We start from the raw sequence: 19,326 nt of genomic DNA on the forward strand, positions 1-19,326 counted from the left end.
GTCAGACGAGGTAGACAGCGACACCCACCACTCCGATCCAGGCAATCGCGAGGAGTTGGAGGACACGGTCGCCCAGCGCGATCTCCTCGGGCTCCCCCGCCTCGCCGCCGTCGACGTCGACGGCGTAACGCAGGATCGCGATGGTGAACGGCACCATGGAGATGGCGTACCAGTTGGTGCCCTTCAGGTCGTCCTGCTGGAACGCCCAGAGTCCGTAGCAGAGCACGACCGCGGTAGCGCTGAGTGTCCAGACGAAACGCAGGTACGTCGTGGTGTAGTTCTCGAGGGACTTGCGGATCTTGGCGCCGGTGCGTTCGGCGAGCTGCAGTTCCGCGTACCGTTTACCGGCCGCCATGAACAGCGAACCGAATGCCATGACCAGCAGGAACCACTGCGACAGAGCGATTTCGGCGGCCACACCACCGGCGATGGCGCGCAGCAGGAAGCCGGACGAGACGATGCAGATGTCGAGCACGGCCTGATGCTTGAGGCCGAAGCAGTACGCCAGCTGGATGCCGATGTAGACGGCCATCACCACCGCCAGCTGCCAGTTGGCGAGGAACGACAGCGCGAGCGATCCGCCGAGCAGTACGACCGCCATCGCGTACGCCAGGTTGACCGGCAGCACACCGGCGGCGATGGGACGGAACCGCTTGGTGGGGTGCGCGCGGTCCGCTTCGACGTCCATCGCGTCGTTGACGAGATAGATGCCGGACGCGGCCATGCAGAACACCACGAAGGCGAGCGCGACGGGAAGCAGGACGTCGGATTCCGTCGCCGTGCCCGCGGCGACGGGAGCTGCGAGGACCAGGACGTTCTTGACCCACTGACGCGGGCGGACGGCCTTGACGATGCCTGCCGCCAGGGACGTCGGGGGTCCGGTAACGACGGCCGGTTCCTCGCTCATTTCTCTCCAAACTTCTGCTCGGCCTTCAGCACCGCGACCGCGGAGGCGGCCCCCAGGGCAGATCCGGCGAGCACATCGGTCGGGTAATGCACTCCCAGAACGAGCCGGGAGAGCAGCATCGGCGGTACCAACAACGCAGGCAAGGGTAGCCCGGTGAGGCGGCCGAGCAGCACGGCAGCCGCGGTCGTGGACGTGGCGTGCGAGGACGGGAAGCTCAATTTGCTGGGCGTCGACACGTTGACCTGGATCGACGGGTCGTTCGGCCGGGGGCGGCGGACGACTCGCTTGATCACGATCGAGGCCGCGTGCGCGCCGACGGCACCCACCGCGACGCCCGCCCACTGACGGCGGCGGGGCTTGTCGACCGCGGCGCCGAGTCCGGCGACGGCCACCCACCCGAGGGCGTGCTCACCGAAGTGGGACATCCCGCGTGCGGTCGAGACGACGCCGGGTCGGCTCGCGATGGTCGACTGGATGGTCTGCAGGATCTGGACCTCACTTGATGCCGAAGACACGTTCCCACCTCTCCTTGCTGGTCAGGGCAGGAACCGCGTCCTGGTACTCACGCTTGAGTTCGGGGAACCGCTGCGCGAGTTCGCGGCGCAGCCGGATGGCTTCCTTCAGCAGTTCGAGTGCCTGCTTGGGGTTGCGCTTGCGGTAGACGACTCCTCGCCCGTCCGCGGTGGTGACGGTGACGCCGTCCACCTGCGACAGTAGGAACCATCGCGCGTCGAGGGTGGGGACGTTGAGCTGCGGGCGCTCGTGGTGCTCCTCGTGCGCCGGCTTCACGTTGTGGACCAGGCCCTTGCCGAGTCGCACGATCTTCGCGAGCGGGTTGCGGGGTTCCCCGACGGCGCCGACCTCGGCGCCCGAGGGCAGCGGCAGGCTCGTCGACGACGGCAGGACCACGGCGTCCGGATACTCCTTACGCATTGCGTGGACGTTGCCGAGCGCGGTGGGGAGCAGTTCGAAGATGTGCTCGGGGCCTTGCAGGAAGTCGGCGATGGCCTGGTTCTGGATCGCGACCGTCGAGTATTCCAGGCACAGGAGGTGCTTGATCGTGGCCTTGACGGTGTTGATCACGAGCCCGCGGCCGTTGCCCGGCATGTGCAGGGAGGCGACGACGAGCCGGTTCCTCAGGTGGAAGTACGCCTGCCAGTCGATGGCGTCGTCCTTGTCGCTCCACGCCATGTGCCAGATCGCGGCACCGGGCATGGTGACGGTCGGGTAGCCGGCGTTCCGGGCGCGCAGACCGTATTCGGCGTCGTCCCACTTGATGAACAGCGGCAGCGGCTGACCGAGTTCCTCGGCGGCCTGCCGCGGGATCATGCACATCCACCAGCCGTTGTAGTCGACGTCGATCCGGCGGTGCAGCAGGCGCGAGTTCTCGCGGTCGCTGAGCGGGTAACGGGAGAAGTCGTGGTCGTACTCGACGTTGGGTGCGGCCGTCCACATGAAGATGGACCGGTCGACCACCTCGCCCATCGAGTGCAGGTGGCTGCGCTCCTGGAGGTTCAGCATCTGCCCGCCGACGAGCATCGGCGTCTTCGCGAACCGGGACATGGCGAGCGCGCGCAGGATCGAGTCGGGCTCGATCTCGATGTCGTCGTCCATGAACAGGATGTGCTGGCAGTCGGTGGTCTTCAACGCCTCGTACATGATCCGGCTGTAGCCGCCGGACCCGCCGAGGTTCGCCTGGTCGTGGATGGCCAGCCGGTCACCGAGGGCGTCCGCCGCCTCCGCGAAGCCGGGCTCGTCCTTGACCTTTCGGGTGCCCTGATCCGGGATGATGACGGCCTTGACCACGTCCATGACGAGTTCGTCGGACGCCAGCGCCGTGAGTGCCTTGACGCAGTCGGTCGGTCGGTTGAACGTGGGGATGCCGACGGCGACGGTGGCCGCACCGGGAGCCTCGACCGGCGCGTACCAGCCGGCGCTCTCCAGCACCACCTCGGTGTCGGAGGTGATGTCGAACCAGATCCAGCCGCCGTCCTCGAATGGGGCGAGCTCGACCTCGAACTCCAGCGCGGCATCACTGTCCTGGAATTCGCGACCTTCGACGTGGATGCGCGACGAGTCGGCCTTCGACCGGTACACGTCGATGCGGCCGTGTCCCGACAGCTCGAGCCGCAGCACCACGGAGCTCAGCGTGCTCCACCGGCGCCAGTAGCTGGCCGGGAACGCGTTGAAGTAGGTGCAGAACGACGCCTCCGACTCGGCGCCCACCGACAGCGATGTCCGCGACAGCGAATGCGCGCGGCGGCTGTTGGTCTTCGCCTCCTCCAGATAGAGGGTGCGGACGTCGAGCGGCTCGCCGGCACGCGGCAGGATCACCCGCTGCAGCAGCGACTTGCCCAGTAACGGAGTGTCCTCGGTGACCTTCTCGGATTCGAGCAGATGCCGGGCGCTCATTCGGCATCCCCCACGAGGTCGGCACCCGATTCGAAATGCGGACGCAGGGAGTTGTCGAACATCGAGAGCGCACTGGCGATCGCCATGTGCATGTCCAGGTACTGGTAGGTGCCGAGACGGCCACCGAACAGGACCTTGTTCGTGGACATCTCTTCCTTGGCGCGGTCGCGGTAGGCGCCGAGCTTCGCGCGGTCGTCCGGGGTGTTGATCGGGTAGTACGGCTCGTCCTTGCTCTCGGCGAACCGGGAGAACTCCCGCATGATGACCGTCTTGTCCTTCGGGTAGTCCCGCTCCGGGTGGAAGTGGCGGAACTCGTGGATCCGGGTGAAGGGCACGTCGGCGTCGTTGTAGTTCATGACCGGGGTTCCCTGGAAGTCACCGGTGTCCAGCACCTCGGTCTCGAAGTCGAGGGTGCGCCAGCCCAGCTCGCCTTCGGAGTAGTCGAAGTAGCGATCGAGGGGTCCGGTGTAGACGACGGGGGCGCCGGGGCTCTCTGCGCGCAGGTCGTCGCGGACGTCGAACCAGTCGGTCTCGAGCCGGACCTCGATCTTCGGGTCCTTAGCCATGTTCTCGAGCCACGCGGTGTAGCCGTCGACGGGCAAGCCCTCGTACGTGTCGTTGAAGTAGCGGTTGTCGAACGTGTACCGCACCGGCAGCCGGGTGATGTTCCCCGCGGGCAGGTTCTTCGGGTCCGTCTGCCACTGCTTGGCCGTGTAGTCGCGCACGAACGCCTCGTACAGCGGACGACCGATCAGGGAGATCGCCTTCTCCTCCAGGTTGGACGCGGACGCGGAGTCGATCTCACTCGACTGCTCGGCGATCAGCTTCCGCGCCTCGTCCGGGGTGAAGTAGCGCCCGAAGAACTGCGACACCAGGCCCAGCCCCATCGGGAACTGGTACGCCTGCCCCTTGTGGAGTGCGAACACCCGGTGCTGGTAGTTCGTGAAATCGGTGAACTGGGTGACGTAGTCCCACACCCTCTTGTTCGAGGTGTGGAACAGGTGCGCTCCGTACTTGTGGATCTCGATTCCGGTCTCGGGCTCGGCCTCCGAATAGGCGTTTCCGCCCAGGTGGTGACGACGGTCGAGCACCAGCACACGCTTACCCAGCTGTGTTGCTGCACGCTCGGCGACGGTCAGTCCGAAAAATCCCGAGCCGACGACGATGAGGTCGTACCGGCCAGGGGCGGTTGTCTCTGGGGTTGCAGCGGTCACGATGAACCAGGGTAAGCGACTCCGCCGCCCGTGCGCGGCCAAGGGGTGCACGGACCCCTTCCGCACGCACGAGGAGTTCTCCCTGTATTCACCGGTTCTGCAGACCTCGTTGTTCCCTCCGACGCGGCGGTCGCGCTACATGGGCGGGTGCGCATCGTCCAGCTGGCGAACTTCTACGGACCGCGGTCGGGTGGACTCCGCACCGCCCTCCACAACTGGGGTCAGGGGTACGTCGGACGCGGACACGAGGTGATCCTCGTCGTCCCAGGTCAGCGCGACTGCGAGGAGCTGTTGCCGAGCGGGGTCCTGCGGATCACGCGCTCGGCTCCCACCATCCCGGCGACCGGGGGATATCGCGTCGTCAACCCGCGCCGGGTCGCCGATGTCGTGAGCGGTCTGCGTCCCGATGTCCTCGAGGTGTCCGACCGGCTCACGCTGCGAGGTTTCGGGGGCTGGGCCGGGGCCCGCGGGGTTCGCAGCGTGGTCGTGTCACACGAACGCCTCGACCGGTTGCTCGGCCAGGTCGTCCCCCGTCGGGTGGCTCGCAGCTGGGCCGACGTCGCGAACCGCCGGATGGCGCGGAACTACGACGCCGTGGTCTGCACGACCGACTTCGCCAGCGAGGAGTTCACCCGGATCGGTGCCCCCAACCTGTACCGGGTTCCGCTCGGTGTCGATCTCACGATGTTCCACCCCGGCAAACACGACCAGGTGATGCGCGACTCCTTCGCCGACCCGGCGCAGCGCTTCCTGTTGCACTGCGGCCGGTTGTCGGTGGAGAAGCAGGTGGAGCGGAGCATCGACGCGGTCCGGTTGCTGCGCCGCCAGGGTCACGACGCCCGGCTCGTCATCGCCGGCGACGGCCCCCGGCGCGAATCCCTGCAGTACCGGGCTCGGGGACTTCCCGTGCACTTCACCGGGTTCATCAGCGACAAGGGCCGCTTGGCGTCGCTGTTCGCGTCGGCGGACGTGTCGCTCGCGCCGGGACCGCACGAGACGTTCTGCCTGTCGGCGCTCGAGTCGCTGGCGGCGGGCACCCCGGTGGTCGCGTCACAGTCGTCGGCTCTCGCCGAGATCATCACACCGGGCTGCGGCGCGCTCGCCCGCGACCGCGGTCCGGCGTTCGCAGACGCGGTCAGCGGTGTTCTCGAGATCCCCTCGCGGACGCGCCGGGCGTCGGCGCGGCGGCGGGCCGAGGACTTCGGCTGGGCCGAATCCGTCGACGGAATGCTCGCCGTGCTCGAGGGAACCGGTCCGCCCTGCCCGGCCTAGCTACCGCCGGTCGGTAACCACTCGCGGAGCACACTGGCGTCGATCACCTGCGCGCCCAGTTTCTTCGTCCAGATGATGGTTCCGTTGGTGAACATCCGGAACTTCCCCGCCTCGGACGGCAGCATCATCTCCGGGCCGACGGGTGCTCCCAGCGTGCTGTTGACGCCGCCGAGTTCCTTGTACTTCTCCGCGATCGGCGAGCCCTCGGTGGTGCCGACGGTGTCGTGGTCCTCACCCGCGGACGCGAGGGTGGATTCGGGTACCTCGGGTGCGGCCGGGGGCGCGGGGACGCCGAGTCCGTCGCCGACGGCGAACCAGTCGGACTTGAGTTTCAGCTTGGCTCGCGCCTCGGCGCCCGTGGCCTCGGCGGTACCCGACGATCCGACCACTTTCACGCCGGTGACGCGTCCGCCGTCGACCCCGAAGTTGTTGCGGGTGATCACCTCGAACGATTCGAGGTCTCCCACATTGAACGCGGACGCGATGTCGCCCGCGGTCAGCGTCACCGTCCAGTCGTGGTTCGGCGACACCGTGTCGCCCTGGTCCTCGACGGCCGGGAACTCGCCGCCCGCGGTGTATCCGCCTGTGGACGAGGAGAACTCGGCCGCGACCGCCTTGTTGTCCTTCGTCAGGATCATGCCCTTGGTGGAGCGGACGGCGTCGGTGGTCCGCGGATCTTCCTTCGCGGACCCGCCGTACACCTGGCAGCTCTGGGTGTCGCAGGTCTTCGCGTACTCCTCACGATTCTCGGCGGCGGCATAGGAGCGGGCCGCGACGGCCTGCGCCCGAAGCGCCTCGGCCCCACCGGTATCGGCCCAGTCCGCTTTCGCCTCGGCGGGCACGACGCCCAGCAGGTAGTCGTCCATGTCGAGGACGTTGACTGTGCGCATGGCGGCGCCGTCGAGCGCGACGCCGAGGGCGCCGCGGTAGGGGGTGTCGCCGGCGCACAGCTTGAGGTGCTCGGTGACCGGACGGTCCGGGGCCAGGTCGATCGGGTCGACCCACGGGTGGTCGGTGGCGTCCTGCCACAGGACGTCGCCGGCGCATCCGCTGGTGACCACGACGTTGGCGCCGCCGTCGGCGGTGGGCGTCAGGTGGACGGCCTCCCCCGGTCCGACGGGTTTGCCGGCGACGACCGCGCCGGCATCGGAGTAGACGTCGAGCGGCTGATCGTCCCGCGCCTGCAGGCGGACGCTGATCTGGGCGTCGGCGAGGGTGCCGAGCGTGGTCCCGCCGTAGTAGTGGCCGAGGATGCGCTCGGCTGCCCAGCCCTGATCCTTCGCGTACCCGTAGGCGCCCCACTGGCCCATCCCGCGGCCGTGGCCGTTGCCGTGCCCGGACAGCGTGAACGGCGTGTCGGACGCAACGGTTTCCCGGACCTCCTGACCGGAGGAGCGCAGATGGACGACGACGCCGGTAACGGCGCCGACCACGAGGACGGGCGCGATGCCGAGAGCCGACGCGCGCAGGAGTTTGGCCCTGAATCCGCGCGGGGCGGGAGGGCCCGCGATGTACCGCCTCCTGCGGGTCCAGGCAGGTCTACCTGCACGAACCCCGAATTCGGTCTTCGCCATCACTGCACTCCTCATCGCTGAACAACGAGCGCCGAGACGGGCATGCGACTCGTCTCAGCGGGTCCGAGAAATTCGGGATAAAGTCTCAATGTAAGGTTGAGCGTTATGGACCTGTGTGACTAGTGTGGCAAGAGTGATTGGAGTTAGCAACAACAGTCGCTTCCGTCACATGAGCATTACGAGTTGCAGACACGCGAGGTCGCTCGCAGGAAACTACAACTGAGGAGAGTCCCCCTTGCCGCACCGTCGACCGAAGCCCTCGATCGTTCTCGGGGCTGTCGCCGCTCTGGCTGTCGCAAGTCCCGTCGCGGTCTACGGCATCAGTAGCGCACCCTCCGATGTCCGCTCCACGAACGAAACCTCCAACTCCGCAGTGTCCACCGAGATCGCGCAGGTCGTGCTGTCGCAGATCCCCGACATCGTGATTCCGCTGAAGGAACTGACCGGGCTGAACCTGCCCGACGTCAACATCGGCGACCTCCGCAACCTGAAGATCCCCCCGTACCTCCACATCCCGAGCAATCTGCAGCTGCCCGGGGGAATCCAGATCCCGAACCTGCAGATCCCGCTGAAGATCCCCGCCCCGGGCGACGTCTCCGATCCCGCGATCCTGCCGCCCGCCGATCAGCAGCCCGGCGCGATCGTCAAGGAACTGTCCCGTGACACCCCGTTCAGCATGGTGGCGCTCACCTCCGAGACGCTGGCGTCCGCGGAATCCAAGGTCCGCGCGCTGCAGGCCGACGGAACGTGGGGGCAGTGGGTCTCCCCTGACATGATCGACACCCGCCGCACCGACAAGACTGCGTCGGACGGCACGGTCGCGACCGAACCCGTGTACGTGGGGCTGACCAGGGCGATCCAAATCCTGACCCCCACCTCGGTGCCCGCGCCCGCCGGCGTGCCCGCACCCGCAGCGGCACCCGTCCCGGCCCCCGAGGCGCCCGCTCCCGCACCGGCGCCCGCCGGGGCCGCGCCGCTCGGCTACACCCCCGCCGCCGTCAACACCCCGCTGCGTCAGCAGCCGGCACAGACCGGTGCCGACGACGTCACCGCCGTGCTCATCGAACCCGGCAGCAGCCCGAGCGACTCCACCCTCAGCGACATCGCGAGCCCGCTCGACAGCGGCGGTCCCAAGGTCATCAGCCGCCAGCAGTGGGGTGCGGACGAGTCCATCCGCTGCCAGGACCCCGATTACGACGACTTCATCGGTGGTGCCACCGTGCACCACACCGCAGGCGCCAACGACTACTCGAAGGCCGAATCGGCCGAGATCGTCCGGGCAATCTACGCGTACCACGCGCAGACGCTCGGCTGGTGCGACATCGGCTACAACGCGCTGGTCGACAAATACGGCCAGATCTTCGAGGGTCGCGCCGGCGGTCTCGACCGTCCCGTCCAGGGCGCACACGCGGGCGGTTTCAACGAGAACACCACGGGCGTCGCGATGATGGGCGACTTCTCGACCGAGGATCCGCCGCAGGTCACCCTCGACGCCGTCGGCAAGTTCCTCGGCTGGAAGCTCGGCAAGGCCGGACTCGATCCGCTCGGCGAGACGACGATGTACTCCGAGGGCACCGAGTTCACCCCGTACGCGCAGGGTGAGGCCGTCGACCTGCCGGTGATCTTCGCGCACCGCGACGTCGGCAACACCTCCTGCCCGGGCGATGCCGCGTACTCACACATGGACGAGATCCGGCAGATCGCGGCGGCCAACCTCAGCGGCGGCAACGCCTCCCTCGCCTCCGACGCACCCGCCGGTGAGGCTCCGGCACCGTCCGGCGGTCCCGGCACCGATGCCAGTGGCCACCTCGGTGCGGGAATCCCGGCCCTGGTCAACGAGCTGTTGCGGCTCACCGACCCGTCGCCGGTCGCGCAGAAGTGGGTCGCGGAGGGCGGCGACACCGGCCGGCTCGGCCATGCCATCACCGGACTGCTGCAGGCCAAGGCGGGGAACTCGGGCGCAGAGTTCACCAACGGCGCCGTCTTCACCTCGCCCAACGGCGGTGTGTGGGCGGTCCTCGGTCAGATCTTCAAGACGTGGCAGAGTCTCGGCGCCGACAACGGCGAACTGGGTCTGCCGACCAGTGACGAGTACACGATCCCGGGCGGTCTGCGCACCGACTTCGAGAACGGTTCGCTGATCTTCAACGAGCTCACCGGCATCGTCACGAAGGTTCTGAAGACGTACAACGACACGTATGCGGAGACCTACAAGAACGGGGCCCGGGTGGATGCCGCGGCACCCGTCGCACCGCCCGCGGACCCGGCGCAGGTTCCGCCGGCTCCGGAACCCGCTCCCGCGCCTGCCCCGGAGCCCGCTCCGGTTCCGGCCGGCTGATCGAAGTTCACCCTTTCGGGCGCTGGTGGTCTCAGGACCACCAGCGCTCGAGTACTTTCGCGACCCCGTCGTCCCAGTTGGTGGCGGTGACCTCGTCGGCGACCGCCTTGGCGTCGGGATGCGCGTTCTCGACCGCGACACCTCGGCCCGCGAGGTTCAGCATCGGAATGTCGTTGGGCATGTCGCCGAACGCCACGATCTGCGACGCCGTGACGCCGAGCCGTTCCGCCACGAGCGCGAGACCCGACGCCTTCGTGATCCCCGACGCCGACAGTTCGATCAGCCCGTTGTCGGTGGAGAACGTGACGTCCGCGCGAGCCCCGATGTGTGGTGCCAGCGCGTCCACCATCGCCTGACTCGACATTCCCGGCACCCGGATCAGCAGCTTCACCGCCGGGGCCGCCACCACCTCGTCCTCCGACATCTCGGTGTTGTCGGGGTTGAGCCAGGCGTGCTGGTATCCGGGGGAACTCACGAACTGCGGTGTCGCCGCGTCGTGAGCGCTGACGCCCACCCGCTCCGCCGCGAGTCCGGCGCCGGGAAGCACGTCGAGCGCGAGCTCCGACAGCCACGTGAGGGTGTCCACGTCGAGGGTCTCGGCGCTGAGCACGCGGTCGCTGTCGCTGTCGTAGATGACGGCGCCGTTGGCGCAGACGGCGAGCGGCGCGTAACCGAGGCCCTCGACCACCGGATGGATCCAGCGCGGGGGCCGGCCGGTGGCCAGCACGAACGGGGTTCCCGACGCGACCACCGACGCGACGGCGTCCCGGGTGCGGGCGCTGACGCGCTCGTCCTCCCCGATAAGGGTGCCGTCGACATCGGACGCTACAAGGCTCGGTCGGTCTGGGCTCACCCGGCCATTCTGCCTGCCGAACCGGAGACCCCGCCGGGCGGCCGTTACCCCGCCCCGCGTTGCTCGGCCTCACGGCGGTCCATCTCGGTGGCCTCCTCGACGGTCGGCGCGGTGCCGCCGAGACGTCGGGGCACCCAGTAGGCGCCCGCCGGATGGTCGAATCCGTTCTGCACCCGGCGCAGGATCGCGTCCATGTGCCTGTGCAGGGTCTCGGTGAGGGCTTCGGCCGGTTCGTGCGGCGCGATCGGCGTGCCGACCTCGACGGTCACCGGGAACCGATGCCGCCCTAAATGTCTCGGCTGCCCCTTGGTGGCGATCCGCTGAGCACCCCACACGATGACGGGCACGATCGGCACCTGCGCGTCGATCGCCATGCGCGCCGCACCCGACTTCAGTTCCTTGATCTCGAAGCTGCGGCTGATGGTCGCCTCCGGATACACGCCCACCAATTCGCCCTCGCGCAGCCGCTCCACGGCGGCCAGGTACGCACCGGCGCCCGCCGTCCGGTCGACGGGGATCACCCCGCACCCGCGCATGAGAAACGCCACCACCTTGTTGTTCGCGAGTTCGGCCTTCGCCATCAGCCGCAGCTTGCGGTCGACCGCACCGACCGCGAGCGCCAACTGGACGAAGTCCAGGTACCCGGTGTGGTTGACCGCGAGCACCGCACCACCCTCGGCCGGGATGTTTTCCAGGCCGACCCGCGTGATCCGCAACCCCTGGAACAGGGACAACGCCCGAGCCGTCGACTCGACCGCCGTATAGACAGGCTCCACCGGCACCGACTAGCTACCGGTCTCCCGCGCCTTGCGGGACGCCGCCTTCGCCTCGGCGTCGGCGGCATCCATCTTGTTCGCTTCGTCCAACGTCGGTGCCGAGCCGCCCAGACGGGCGGGCACCCAGTACTCGCCGGCCGGGTGCTCGTACCCCTGCTGGAGGTCGGCGAGCATCGTCTTCATCGTGGCGTGCAATTTCTCCGTCAGCTCCGACGCCGGTCCGAACGGCTGGATCGGCTCCCCGACGGCGATCGAGATGGGAGTGTTCGTGCGGCCCAGCCGCTTCGGGAACCCCTTCGTCCACACCCGCTGCGCACCCCAGATGACCACCGGAACGATCGGCACGCCCGCCTCGATCGCCATGCGCGCGGCACCCGACTTGAAGTCCTTGATCTCGAAGCTCCGGCTGATGGTCGCCTCCGGGTACACACCCACCAGTTCACCGCGACGCAGGAAGTCGACAGCAGCCTTGTACGAATCCGCACCGGCGGCCCGGTCGACCGGAATGTGCTTGAGCGCGCGCATGATCGGGCCCGAGATCTTGTTGTCGAACACTTCCTTCTTCGCCATGAAGCGGACGTACCGCTTGACGCGGCGGGCCGGAAGTCCGGCATAGGTGAAGTCCATGTAGCCGGTGTGATTGATCGCGATCACCGCCCCACCCGTCGCCGGAATGTGCCGATCGCCCTTGACAGTGAACTTCAGCCCCTCGAGGGCGAATACGGTGCGGGCGATGCCGATGACGGTGCGATAGACGGGTTCCACAATCGGCTAGCGTAGCCGGGTATCCGCGATCTGGCCCGCCGTCGGGCACGGACATTCGGTGGGGAGTCGAGAGAAAGGGCGCGCTGGGGATGGGTGGCACGGGCAGGAGGGCGCTCCTCGCGCCGGTCGTCGCGGTGGTTCTCGCGGCGGGGGTGGCGTGCGACGCGCAGTCCGGAATCCCGACGGAGCAGGCCCCGGCCGACACCTCCTCCGCTCCACTGTCCGCGGTCGAGCCCGACACGACCACGCCGCCGCCTGCCCCGGTGCCGCAGGTGGTCGTGGGCGATGTTCCCGGCAACCCGGCGGCGGCGGACGCGGTCCGGGCCTGGGCCACCGACCTGGTCACCCGGCCCGCCACCGTCCCCGCGCGATGTTGGACGCTGCCGCCCGCCCAGGCCGCCGATCAGTACGCAGACACCGCGACGATCCTCGGTGCGCTCGGCCGACCAGGCGTCGAAGGCCAGTTCGCGGTGTCCTGGACCGGCGGCGGCACCACGGTCTCCGTCAAGCGCAGCGAGGTCGCGTCCGGTTACGCCTGCCCCCACGTCCACCCCGCCGGGACCGCCGACTTCTACACGCCCGCCGACGCCGAATACGCCGTCACCCGATTCCTGTCGCGGGAGTCGGGCGCGCCGGTGAACCGGGCCGACACCGAGACCGCGTACCCGTTGATCTGCCCCGGCTTCAGCCCCTGGGACCCGTCCGGCACCGGCACCGGCGGTCAGCCGCCCCTCAAGGCCGACCCCGACGTCCTGGCCGGCACCAGGGCGTTCGCCGCCGACGCGATGACCGCAACCCAGGGCCGCGGCGACTACCTCGACGTGTCCGTTCCGGTCACCGATGTGTCCGGGGCGACGGAGACCAAGCGGATCACCCTGTCCATCGGACCCGACGGTTATTGCCTCGGCGAAGTGACCTGACCGCACATGAGTGGCACGTGTGCTGGAGCGCGCATTGTCACTCGCCTGGGGGGAACGCCTACCCTGGAACAGTCGCTCAGCTCCCAGGAGGCAAACCAGTGCAGGTCACCAGCGTCGGACACGCCGGATTCCACATCCAGACCGAGGCAGGCTCGATCCTGTGCGACCCCTGGGTGAACCCCGCGTACTTCGGGTCCTGGTTCCCGTTCCCGGACAACACCCAGCTCGACTGGGACGCCCTCGGCAACTGCGACTACCTGTACGTGTCGCACCTGCACAAGGACCACTTCGACCCGGAGAACCTGAGCAAGCACGTCAACAAGGACGCGACGGTGCTGCTCCCCGACTACCCGGTGCCGGACCTCAGGCGCGAACTCGAGGCGCTGGGGTTCCACACGTTCTTCGAGACCGAGGACTCGGTCAAGCACACGGTGTCAGGCCCCAAGGGCGACCTGGACATCATGATCATCGCGCTGCGCGCCCCGGCAGACGGTCCGATCGGGGACTCGGGCCTGGTGGTGTCGGACGGTGAGACCACGTGTTTCAACATGAACGACGCCCGCCCCGTCGACATGGACGTGCTGCACGACGAGTTCGGCACGATCGACATCCACCTGCTGCAGTACTCGGGCGCCATCTGGTACCCGATGGTCTACGACATCCCCACCAAGACGAAGGCCAACTTCGGCAAGCAGAAGCGGCAGCGCGGCATGGACCGCTGCCGCAGCTACATCGAGCAGGTCGCGGCCACGTGGGTGGTCCCGTCCGCCGGACCGCCGGTGTTCCTCGACGACGCGCTGCGCTACCTCAACGACGACCGGGGCGACGAGGGCAACATCTTCCCCGACCAGATCACGTTCCTCGAGCAGATGCGGCTCCACGGCAACGATGGCGGCATCCTGATGATCCCGGGGTCCACCGCGGACCTGAAGGGCGGCGAGCTGACGCTGACACATCCGATCCCGGACGCCGAGGTCGACAAGATCTTCTCCGACAAGGCCGCGTACATCGAGGACATGGCGCAGCGCATGGCACCGGTCCTCGCCGCCGAGAAGGCCACGTGGGCGCCCGCGGAGGGTGAGCCGCTGCTGGAGGCGTTGAAGGCGAAGTTCGAGCCGATCATGAAGCAGTCCGACCTGATCTGCGACGGCATCGGCTACCCCGTCGGCCTGGTGATGGGCGACGAGACCGTCGTCCTCGACTTCCCGCAGCGCACCGTCCGACCGCGCGGCGAGAAGGACGGCAAATACCGCTACGGGTTCCGCATCGCGCCCGAGCTGGTGCGCACGGTGCTGCGCGACGACGAACCCGACTGGGTGAACACCATCTTCCTGTCCACCCGCTTCGAGGCGTGGCGCGTCGGCGGGTACAACGAGTTCCTGTACACGTTCTTCAAGTGCCTCACCGACGAGCGAATCGCGTACGCCGACGGCTGGTTCGCCGAGGCCCACGACGACTCTTCGTCGATCGAACTCGGCGGCTACGAGATCCAGCGGCGGTGCCCGCACCTCAAGGCGGACCTGTCGAAGTTCGGCGTCGTCGACGGCACAAGCCTCACCTGCAACCTGCACGGCTGGCAGTGGGACCTCGAGTCGGGCCGCTGCAAGACGTCGAAGGGTCACGAACTGCGGTCCGCCAAGCTCTGAGCCTGACGGACCTCTGAGCGCGGCGGCCGAATGTACTTTTCGGTGCCGCTGAGGCGCCGAAAGGTACGTTCACCCGGGTCTACCCGACGGTCGGCGGCTGATCGACGAGCTGGGCCATGTAGAGCTGGTCGCCCATCTTGTCCATCAGTTCGATCTGCGTCTCCAGGTAGTCGATGTGGTCTTCCTCCTCTTTGAGGATTCCCTCGAGGAGCTTGGCCGACGTGGCGTCGCCCTTCTCGCGGCACATCTGGATTCCCGGACGCAGCCGTTCGACCACCTCGACCTCGATGGAGAGGTCGGAGTGGAACTGCTCACGCAGGTCCTGTCCGATGCGCAGCGGCAGCAACTTCTGGTAGTTCGGCAGCGCCTCGAGGAACAGGATCCGGTCGGTCAGGATCTCGGCGTGCGTCATCTCTTCGATGGATTCAGCCCGAGTCTTGTCCGCGAGTTTGGTGAAACCCCAATTGGCCTGCATCTTCGAATGCAGGAAGTACTGATTGATCGCGGTCAGCTCGCTGGTCAACTGTTCGTTGAGAAGAGCAATGATCTCGTCGTCGCCACGCATGACTTCTCCGTTCGCCCAGGTTAGGGCGAACGTACCACCGGCCAATTCGCGGTGTGGCGGATCGCGGGATTCAGTTGTACTGCGGTGTCGTCACGCAGCCGTGCCGGCGACCACCGAGCGCTCGCCCAGAATCTCCTTCAACCGATCGACGCAGGTTCCACATCCCCAGCCGGCGCCGCAACGCTCACCGATCGCATCAGCGCTGTCGGCCCCGGCGGCGCAGTGCTCGTGCACTTCGTCTTCCGTCACGGCCTTGCAGATGCACACGAACATGTGGAGCTCCTTAACCAACCAACCAGATTAGGTAAGGGTTACATCATTCTCGCGTTTGCGCAAGGGTAGCCTTGCCACAACCTCGGTCGGACGGATCATGGTTTCAGAACATCGGTGCCGACGAACGGCACGAGCGCCTCGGGCACCCGGACGGTGCCGTCCGACTGCTGATGGTTCTCGAGAATCGCGACGATCCACCGCGTGGTGGCCAGCGTGCCGTTGAGGGTCGCGGCCGTCTGCGGCTTCCCATTCTCGTCGCGGTACCGCACACCGAGGCGTCGCGCCTGGAACGTCGTGCAGTTGGACGTCGAGGTGAGCTCCCGGTACGCCTGCTGCGTCGGCACCCACGCCTCGCAGTCGAACTTGCGGGCCGCCGACGACCCCAGGTCGCCGCCCGCGACGTCGATCACCCGGTAGGGCACCTCGATGGCGGCGAGCATGTCCCGCTCCCACCCGAGTAGCCGCTGGTGTTCGGCGTCCGCGTCCTCGGGCTTGCAGTAGGTGAACATCTCCACCTTGTCGAACTGGTGGACGCGGATGATGCCGCGGGTGTCCTTGCCGTAGCTGCCGGCCTCGCGGCGGAAGCACGTCGACCAGCCTGCGTACCGCTTGGGCCCGTCGGCGAGGTCGAGGATCTCCCCCGAGTGGTATCCGGCCAGCGGGACCTCGGACGTGCCGACGAGGTACAGGTCGTCGTCCGCGAGGTGGTAGATCTCGTCTGCGTGGGCACCGAGGAACCCGGTTCCCGCCATGATCTCGGGGCGCACCAGCACCGGCGGGATCATCATCTGGAAACCATTGGCCATCGCCTTCTGCGCCGCCAGCTGCAGCATTCCCAGTTGCAGCATGGCACCGAAGCCGGTGAGGAAGTAGAAGCGGGCGCCCGACACCTTGGCGCCGCGTTCCATGTCGATCAGGCCCAGCGATTCGCCCAGCTCGAGGTGGTCCTTGGGCTCGAAGTCGAACGTCGGAACGTCACCGACCGTCTCGAGGGTGATGAAGTCGTCCTCGCCGCCGGCGGGGGCACCCTCCTGGACGATGTTGGAGATCGCCCGGTGCGCGGCGTCGAGCGCGGCCTGCGCCTCGTGCTGCTCGGCCTCGGCCTGCTTCACCTTGGCTGCGAGTTCCTTGGAGCCCTCCAGCAGCGCCGGACGTTCCTCCGGGGACGCCTGCCCGACCTTCTTGCCGAAGGCCTTCTGCTCGGCGCGCAGGTTGTCGCCGGCGAGAACGGCGGCCCGGCGGGACGCGTCGGCCTCGAGCAGCGCGTCGACCAGGGCGGGATCTTCGCCGCGGGTGCGCTGCGACTCACGGACGGCGTCGGGGTTCTCGCGGAGGAACTTCAGGTCAATCACGGCTTCAAACCCTACCGGGCGCCGCCGGGCGGCTCACTCCGGTTTCGGTTCCAGGATGCTCAGGAGGTCCTCGCGGCCGAACATGCGGGCGGCGTCGACGGCGGTCGGATGCCCGGCGGTGCGTCCGCGCCGCCCGCCACGAGCGTGCGAACCACGGCGTCCTCACCCTTGAACAGGGCCCCTGCCAGCGGAGACTGCCCCTTGTCGTTGAGCCGGTCGACGTCGGCGCCTCGGTCGATCAGCACCTGAACGGCCTCCGCGTGCCCGTGGTAGGCGGCCAGCATCACCAGCGTGTCGCCGTTCTGATTGGCCAGGTTCACCGGGACGCCCGCGTCGACGTACGTGGCCAACGACACGGCGTCACCGGATCGTGCCGTGTCGAACACCCGTCCGGCCAGCTCCTGAATTTCGGGATCCACCTGCTCGGCGGACTGCCGAGGATCGTCGCTCATGGTCGTCGAAGTTACGCCAGGTTCCAGCCGATTGCGGGAGTTGTTCTGCTTCCACGAGCGGAACAGGCATTATGGAAATCGATGTCCTCAGATCAATCGAACGGCGCCGAGCCCCAGCCGGAGAATTCCGGGCGACCGGGGAAGGCTCCCCGCAGCATGTCCGCGACCACGACGCGTCGTGCGCTGGCGGCCGTCGCCGCAGGTGCCGTGGTGGCCGCGATCGCCACCTTCGCGATCGCGGGCGGTTTCAACCGCAGCGACAACCTCCCGACGCACTCGACCGGCCCCGGCCCGCAGGCGACCGGGACCGTGGCAGGCGACGCGTTCTCGTCGGCGGCCGCCGGCGACTGCCTCGACTGGACGCCGTCGAACGATCCCCAGGAGGACCGCAAGGACGTCGCGAAGGTCGGCTGCGCCGACGAGCACCGGTTCGAGGTGGCGGCACCACTGGACCTCAGCGTCTACCCGGGCGCCGAGTTCGGTCCGGGTTCGCGTTACCCGGGTGCACTGCGGTTCGCGTCGTTGCGGGACGAGCACTGCGTGCCCGCCGTCGACACCTACCTGGGCGCGAAGTTCGACCCGTACGGCAAGTTCAGTGTGGGCCTCATGTTCCCCAGCGAGTCCGGTTGGGCGTCGGGTGAGCGCACGCTGCGCTGCGGGCTCCAATTCTCCAGCACCGCAGGCACGTTGCTGCCGTTCACCGGGAAGGTCGCGGAGCAGGACCAGTCCAACATCTGGGATCCGGGCACGTGCATCGGAATCAACCAGAACGTGCCCACCGATCCCGTCGACTGCGCGCAGCCGCACGCCTTCGAAGTGATCTCCGTCGTCGACCTCGCCACCCAGTTCCCCGCCTCGATGCCGTCCGTCGAAGACCAGGACAAGTACCTCGAAGGCGTGTGCACGCAGGCCGCCAACGAGTACCTCGGTTCCGCGGACGCCCTGCGGGACAAGACGCTGACGTTGTTCTGGGACAACCTCGAACTCGACAGTTGGCTGGCGGGCAGCAGGCGGGTCAACTGCTCGGTGGGCAAGGAAACCGGCGCCGGCGGCTTCTCGACCCTCACCGGTTCGGCGAAGGGCGAGATCCTCATCAACGGCGCGGCACCCGTGGCGCCGCCGCCGGTCCCGGAGGGCCGGTCGGTACCGACCCCGCTTCCCGGCGCAGCGCCCGTTCCCGGGAACTGATGTGGCGGTGAGCATGACGCCCGGCCGATTCGAGGAATTGGTGGGCGACGCACTCGACCTGATCCCGCCGCAGCTCGCGGCCGCCATCGACAACGTCGTCGTCCTCGTCGACGACCGCAACGACGAGGACCCGCACCTCCTGGGCCTCTACCACGGGATTGCGCTGACGGAACGGGACAGTCATTACGGCGGATCCCTGCCCGATACGATCACCGTCTATCGCGACGCCCTCCTCGACATCTGCAGTTCGGAGGAGGAACTCGTGCACGAGGTGGCCGTCACCGTAATACACGAGGTTGCACACTACTTCGGGATAGAAGAAGATCGCTTGCACGAGCTCGGCTGGGGATGAACGGTTTTCCCGAGAAAGAAATTCTCGGGAGCGGGGGGAACCGAAGAGCGAGTTGCAGCGTCCAAGTGAGTAGGGACAGCTGCATCATGCAGTTCGTTTGCCGGGGGGCAACTGCCTTCCGCCTGCCTAGGTCAGAAGGAGTTCGACGCAATGCCGGATCTGCACGTCGCACCTGAAGCTCTCGTCGCCGCCGCCGTGGAACTCGACGCGCTCGCCGCGCGTCTCGAGGCATCGGTCGCGCTCAATTCCGCGGCCATCCGCGTGCTCCCGTCGGGGAGCGAAGAAGTGTCCCTGCACGCGGCCGGCTACTTCAACACCGTGGCCACCACGTTCACTCCGGCTGTCGCCCAGGGCATTCTCGAGATGCGCGAGACCGCGAACACGCTCCGTACCCAGGCCGCGCTGTATGTCGCCGAGGACCTCGCGCTCGGCGCGACCCTCGCTGCGGGCATGTGACCGCGGGCGCC

Annotated in this window: 18 protein-coding genes and 1 pseudogene; 7 read left to right on the forward strand and 12 right to left on the reverse strand. The window is 67.9% G+C overall.

Features of this window, described 5'->3' with window-relative positions:
- Position 1 precedes the first annotated feature (1 nt).
- From H0B43_RS16185 to glf, 4 genes are read right to left on the reverse strand one after another with little or no spacing between them, the layout of a single operon-like run.
- The gene (locus tag H0B43_RS16185) at positions 2–907 is read right to left on the reverse strand and encodes a decaprenyl-phosphate phosphoribosyltransferase (protein WP_185727003.1); all 906 of its coding nucleotides are present in this window, start codon (positions 905–907) and stop codon (positions 2–4) included.
- The gene (locus H0B43_RS16190) at positions 904–1,422 is read right to left on the reverse strand and encodes a phosphatase PAP2 family protein (protein WP_185727002.1); all 519 of its coding nucleotides are present in this window, start codon (positions 1,420–1,422) and stop codon (positions 904–906) included. Before H0B43_RS16190 ends, H0B43_RS16185 begins: the two co-directional genes overlap by 4 nt.
- Positions 1,403–3,319 (reverse strand): glycosyltransferase, encoded by a 1,917-nt coding sequence (locus H0B43_RS16195; protein ID WP_185727001.1) that lies wholly within the window; start codon positions 3,317–3,319, stop codon positions 1,403–1,405. Before H0B43_RS16195 ends, H0B43_RS16190 begins: the two co-directional genes overlap by 20 nt.
- Complete coding sequence (glf, locus tag H0B43_RS16200; protein WP_185727000.1) at positions 3,316–4,533, reverse strand: UDP-galactopyranose mutase; 1,218 nt, start codon at positions 4,531–4,533, stop codon at positions 3,316–3,318. The genes H0B43_RS16195 and glf overlap by 4 nt, the downstream gene beginning before the upstream one ends.
- A 147-nt stretch (positions 4,534–4,680) precedes the next feature.
- Here glf and H0B43_RS16205 point away from each other — a divergent pair, with 147 nt between their 5' ends.
- Positions 4,681–5,805 carry a glycosyltransferase gene (locus tag H0B43_RS16205; protein WP_185726999.1) on the forward strand — a complete coding sequence of 375 codons (1,125 nt, stop codon included), beginning with the start codon at positions 4,681–4,683 and terminating at the stop codon, positions 5,803–5,805.
- Here the strand turns inward: H0B43_RS16205 and H0B43_RS16210 are convergent.
- The gene (locus tag H0B43_RS16210) at positions 5,802–7,379 is read right to left on the reverse strand and encodes a SpoIID/LytB domain-containing protein (protein WP_185726998.1); all 1,578 of its coding nucleotides are present in this window, start codon (positions 7,377–7,379) and stop codon (positions 5,802–5,804) included. The genes H0B43_RS16205 and H0B43_RS16210 overlap by 4 nt on opposite strands.
- Positions 7,380–7,614: 235 nt before the next feature.
- On the opposite strand from H0B43_RS16210, the gene H0B43_RS16215 reads away from it, so the two are divergent.
- Positions 7,615–9,717, forward strand: coding sequence for an N-acetylmuramoyl-L-alanine amidase (locus tag H0B43_RS16215; RefSeq protein ID WP_185726997.1), 2,103 nt, complete (start codon positions 7,615–7,617; stop codon positions 9,715–9,717).
- A 31-nt stretch (positions 9,718–9,748) separates the two neighbouring features.
- Here H0B43_RS16215 and H0B43_RS16220 read toward each other — a convergent pair whose 3' ends face one another.
- Genes H0B43_RS16220 through H0B43_RS16230 form a run of 3 tightly spaced genes read right to left on the reverse strand, consistent with a single transcriptional unit; the run spans position 9,749 to position 12,111 of the window.
- Positions 9,749–10,570 (reverse strand): HAD family hydrolase, encoded by an 822-nt coding sequence (locus tag H0B43_RS16220; RefSeq protein WP_185726996.1) that lies wholly within the window; start codon positions 10,568–10,570, stop codon positions 9,749–9,751.
- A 44-nt stretch (positions 10,571–10,614) separates the two neighbouring features.
- Positions 10,615–11,346, reverse strand: coding sequence for a 1-acyl-sn-glycerol-3-phosphate acyltransferase (locus H0B43_RS16225; protein ID WP_185726995.1), 732 nt, complete (start codon positions 11,344–11,346; stop codon positions 10,615–10,617).
- Between the two features lie 9 nt (positions 11,347–11,355).
- Positions 11,356–12,111: a 1-acyl-sn-glycerol-3-phosphate acyltransferase gene (locus tag H0B43_RS16230; RefSeq protein ID WP_185726994.1), complete on the reverse strand. Its 756-nt coding sequence runs from the start codon at positions 12,109–12,111 to the stop codon at positions 11,356–11,358.
- Between the two features lie 89 nt (positions 12,112–12,200).
- On the opposite strand from H0B43_RS16230, the gene H0B43_RS16235 reads away from it, so the two are divergent.
- Positions 12,201–13,031 carry a hypothetical protein gene (locus tag H0B43_RS16235; RefSeq protein WP_185726993.1) on the forward strand — a complete coding sequence of 277 codons (831 nt, stop codon included), beginning with the start codon at positions 12,201–12,203 and terminating at the stop codon, positions 13,029–13,031.
- 98 nt (positions 13,032–13,129) lie between these two features.
- Positions 13,130–14,677: an MBL fold metallo-hydrolase gene (locus tag H0B43_RS16240; RefSeq protein ID WP_185726992.1), complete on the forward strand. Its 1,548-nt coding sequence runs from the start codon at positions 13,130–13,132 to the stop codon at positions 14,675–14,677.
- 79 nt (positions 14,678–14,756) lie between these two features.
- On the opposite strand, the gene bfr is transcribed toward H0B43_RS16240, so the two are convergent.
- From bfr to H0B43_RS16260, 4 genes and pseudogenes are all read right to left on the reverse strand, one after another.
- Positions 14,757–15,242, reverse strand: coding sequence for a bacterioferritin (gene bfr, locus H0B43_RS16245; RefSeq protein ID WP_072938629.1), 486 nt, complete (start codon positions 15,240–15,242; stop codon positions 14,757–14,759).
- Between the two features lie 90 nt (positions 15,243–15,332).
- Positions 15,333–15,515 carry a bacterioferritin-associated ferredoxin gene (locus H0B43_RS16250; RefSeq protein ID WP_185726991.1) on the reverse strand — a complete coding sequence of 61 codons (183 nt, stop codon included), beginning with the start codon at positions 15,513–15,515 and terminating at the stop codon, positions 15,333–15,335.
- A 95-nt stretch (positions 15,516–15,610) separates the two neighbouring features.
- The gene (gene serS, locus H0B43_RS16255) at positions 15,611–16,867 is read right to left on the reverse strand and encodes a serine--tRNA ligase (RefSeq protein WP_185726990.1); all 1,257 of its coding nucleotides are present in this window, start codon (positions 16,865–16,867) and stop codon (positions 15,611–15,613) included.
- A 33-nt stretch (positions 16,868–16,900) separates the two neighbouring features.
- Positions 16,901–17,319: pseudogene (locus tag H0B43_RS16260) on the reverse strand (ankyrin repeat domain-containing protein).
- A gap of 81 nt (positions 17,320–17,400) precedes the next feature.
- Here H0B43_RS16260 and H0B43_RS16265 point away from each other — a divergent pair.
- The 3 genes from H0B43_RS16265 (at position 17,401) to H0B43_RS16275 (ending at position 19,315) form a co-directional block, all read left to right on the forward strand.
- Positions 17,401–18,507 (forward strand): septum formation family protein, encoded by a 1,107-nt coding sequence (locus tag H0B43_RS16265; protein ID WP_185726989.1) that lies wholly within the window; start codon positions 17,401–17,403, stop codon positions 18,505–18,507.
- A gap of 1 nt (position 18,508) precedes the next feature.
- Positions 18,509–18,859, forward strand: coding sequence for a metallopeptidase family protein (locus H0B43_RS16270; RefSeq protein ID WP_185726988.1), 351 nt, complete (start codon positions 18,509–18,511; stop codon positions 18,857–18,859).
- A gap of 150 nt (positions 18,860–19,009) precedes the next feature.
- Entirely contained in the window at positions 19,010–19,315 is a 306-nt protein-coding gene (locus H0B43_RS16275; protein ID WP_185726987.1) for a PE family protein, read from the forward strand.
- Positions 19,316–19,326: the final 11 nt, after the last annotated feature.

Source organism: Rhodococcus sp. 4CII (genome assembly GCF_014256275.1).
Lineage (GTDB): Bacteria > Actinomycetota > Actinomycetes > Mycobacteriales > Mycobacteriaceae > Rhodococcus_F > Rhodococcus_F wratislaviensis_A.

What these genes read in the sequence shown, in the direction of transcription:
- H0B43_RS16185 (WP_185727003.1), bottom strand. Translation starts at nt 907, where the DNA reads ATGAGCGAGGAACCGGCCGTCGTTACCGGACCCCCGACGTCCCTGGCG.
- H0B43_RS16195 (WP_185727001.1), bottom strand. Translation starts at nt 3,319, where the DNA reads ATGAGCGCCCGGCATCTGCTCGAATCCGAGAAGGTCACCGAGGACACT.
- H0B43_RS16210 (WP_185726998.1), bottom strand. Translation starts at nt 7,379, where the DNA reads ATGGCGAAGACCGAATTCGGGGTTCGTGCAGGTAGACCTGCCTGGACC.
- H0B43_RS16235 (WP_185726993.1), top strand. Translation starts at nt 12,201, where the DNA reads ATGGGTGGCACGGGCAGGAGGGCGCTCCTCGCGCCGGTCGTCGCGGTG.
- bfr (WP_072938629.1), bottom strand. Translation starts at nt 15,242, where the DNA reads ATGCGTGGCGACGACGAGATCATTGCTCTTCTCAACGAACAGTTGACC.
- H0B43_RS16250 (WP_185726991.1), bottom strand. Translation starts at nt 15,515, where the DNA reads ATGTTCGTGTGCATCTGCAAGGCCGTGACGGAAGACGAAGTGCACGAG.
- H0B43_RS16265 (WP_185726989.1), top strand. Translation starts at nt 17,401, where the DNA reads ATGTCCTCAGATCAATCGAACGGCGCCGAGCCCCAGCCGGAGAATTCC.
- H0B43_RS16275 (WP_185726987.1), top strand. Translation starts at nt 19,010, where the DNA reads ATGCCGGATCTGCACGTCGCACCTGAAGCTCTCGTCGCCGCCGCCGTG.